Here is a 1,316-nt window from a genome sequence, read left to right as displayed (position 1 = left end):
TGGATGATTCCCACGACGAGACTGCTCGGTGATGAGTTCTCGCCCGCTCGCGCACAAGAGACGAAAGTCCCTGACGTACATATGAACTCGGCCCCTCGGTCCGTAAGGACCGAGGGGCCGTTCTGTCGTCTGTGGCCGGTCACATGCCGGTCGCGGCTACAAACCATTCGGTGGCGGCGTCGTTGTCGTCGGCACCTATCGAGCGGGTCATGCGAAGCGGCGGGCTGATCCAACGCCGAGACCGGAAACCGTTGCCCGGGCGCACCATCCATACGCCCCAGTCCCGGCACAGGTACTCGCCGTCGTGGCCGTCGTCGGACAGTCCGGCACGCACCTGCTGCAGGGCTGTGCCGAGGTTGTGGCGCAGCCAGAAAAGGCGCGACCGCAATGTCGCAGGGGTGCCGCTCTCGGCATAGCGGCCTGTGGTCAACGGCATCTCAGTTGCCTCCTCGTGCGCAGTCGGCGGGGGTGATGGATCGGGGCATGGAGAACTGTGGGAACTCGAAATGGTGCCCTTGCAGGCTACCGACTGCCACGGCTTCTATGCGCCAGTAGCCGGGCTGGCAGCGTGCCTTGACGATGTAGCTCATGCGCTGAGGTGTCGGGATCCGGTCGTCTCTGATCATCTCGACGGTCTGCCATTGGCCGCCCTCGCGGATGGCGAGCGCGAGGCGCATCTCGTGTTGTTCGGGCGGCACGTCGCAGGCCGCCCAGGCGGAGCCGATGAGCGTTCCGACCCCGACTGTCGGCGTCAATGGCATGAAGCCCATGTCGCAGTCCTTCGCAGCGTGGCGCGCCCGGTGCCATTCAGGAGCGCGCCCGCGAATAAGACCGCGATCGCGGTGCCCCGCGTAATAGTGACGATGTTCATTTGTTCCTCCCTGATTCATTCTCCCGCAGCATGTTTCGTGGCAGGCTGCGTTTTCGTGTTCCGGTCGCGTTCGGCCCATTCGTCGAGACCTTGCGCGACGCGGATCAGCAGTGACATCGACGGCGCCGCTGTACGGTAGTGAGGGATGTGTGAAGCGCCGGGCGTGCGGCGCGGCAGCTCGGGATTCATTGCCCGCGCCTCGGCAGTTCGACGACAGCGTGCGCCAGGTCGCCGCGCCGCCGATAGTTGGCGAGACACTCGTCGCAGCAGAACACGCGGTCGTCCTCGCTGCGGCGCGTCTGCGCCGGGATCTCGCCGCCGCACCAGTCGCACCACTGGTCATCGACGGCACGCGTGCGACCGGTCATGATGTCCGCTTGACGACGGGAATCGGGTCCACCGGCGCTCCGGCGAGACGGAAGTGCGGCTGGGCGCGCAGAGCGAT

General features: G+C 66.0%; 4 protein-coding genes. All 4 read right to left on the bottom strand.

Going from position 1 to position 1,316, the window contains the following annotated elements; all coding sequences use genetic code 11:
* Nucleotides 1-139: 139 nt before the first annotated feature.
* Genes ABH933_RS45530 through ABH933_RS45515 form a run of 4 tightly spaced genes read right to left on the bottom strand, consistent with a single transcriptional unit; the run spans nucleotide 140 to nucleotide 1,239 of the window.
* Entirely contained in the window at nucleotides 140-436 is a 297-nt protein-coding gene (locus tag ABH933_RS45530; protein ID WP_429429387.1) for a hypothetical protein, read from the bottom strand.
* A gap of 1 nt (nucleotide 437) precedes the next feature.
* The gene (locus tag ABH933_RS45525; RefSeq protein ID WP_429429389.1) at nucleotides 438-890 is read right to left on the bottom strand and encodes a hypothetical protein; all 453 of its coding nucleotides are present in this window, start codon (nucleotides 888-890) and stop codon (nucleotides 438-440) included.
* The gene (locus ABH933_RS45520) at nucleotides 887-1,060 is read right to left on the bottom strand and encodes a hypothetical protein (RefSeq protein ID WP_429429391.1); all 174 of its coding nucleotides are present in this window, start codon (nucleotides 1,058-1,060) and stop codon (nucleotides 887-889) included. Before ABH933_RS45520 ends, ABH933_RS45525 begins: the two co-directional genes overlap by 4 nt.
* Nucleotides 1,057-1,239 carry a hypothetical protein gene (locus ABH933_RS45515; protein ID WP_429455349.1) on the bottom strand — a complete coding sequence of 61 codons (183 nt, stop codon included), beginning with the start codon at nucleotides 1,237-1,239 and terminating at the stop codon, nucleotides 1,057-1,059. Before ABH933_RS45515 ends, ABH933_RS45520 begins: the two co-directional genes overlap by 4 nt.
* Nucleotides 1,240-1,316 lie beyond the last annotated feature (77 nt).

This window comes from Nocardia sp. GP40 (genome assembly GCF_050434125.1).
Lineage (GTDB): Bacteria > Actinomycetota > Actinomycetes > Mycobacteriales > Mycobacteriaceae > Nocardia > Nocardia albiluteola.
The sequence above is the reverse complement of the archived record's forward strand: the minus strand, read 5'-3'. Positions and strand labels throughout refer to the sequence as shown.

Excerpts from the sequence above, each read along its gene's own strand:
- ABH933_RS45530 (WP_429429387.1), bottom strand. The coding sequence starts at position 436 with ATGCCGTTGACCACAGGCCGCTATGCCGAGAGCGGCACCCCTGCGACA.
- ABH933_RS45525 (WP_429429389.1), bottom strand. The coding sequence starts at position 890 with ATGAATCAGGGAGGAACAAATGAACATCGTCACTATTACGCGGGGCAC.
- ABH933_RS45520 (WP_429429391.1), bottom strand. The coding sequence starts at position 1,060 with ATGAATCCCGAGCTGCCGCGCCGCACGCCCGGCGCTTCACACATCCCT.
- ABH933_RS45515 (WP_429455349.1), bottom strand. The coding sequence starts at position 1,239 with ATGACCGGTCGCACGCGTGCCGTCGATGACCAGTGGTGCGACTGGTGC.